This window comes from Serratia sp. Sp408, assembly GCF_057180665.1.
The window spans coordinates 1-261 of the sequence record NZ_JBXUFT010000042.1; the positions used below are offsets into that span (position 1 = coordinate 1).

General features: G+C 51.7%; 1 rRNA gene. It reads right to left on the reverse strand.

Annotated elements, in window-relative coordinates:
- Positions 1–261: ribosomal RNA gene (locus tag AC2AXP_RS22770) — 23S ribosomal RNA — on the reverse strand; the annotation flags it as partial.

A 261-nucleotide genomic window follows, 5' to 3' on the forward strand; every position in this document is an offset into this window, starting at 1 on the left:
GCTAGCTTATGCCTTTGCACTAACCTCACGATGTCCGACCGTGATTAGCTAACCTTCGTGCTCCTCCGTTACTCTTTGGGAGGAGACCGCCCCAGTCAAACTACCCACCAGACACTGTCCTCACCCCAGATTATGGGGCCGAGTTAGAACATCAAACATTAAAGGGTGGTATTTCAAGGTTGGCTCCACGCAGACTGGCGTCCACGCTTCAAAGCCTCCCACCTATCCTACACATCAAGGCTCAATGTTCAGTGTCAAGCT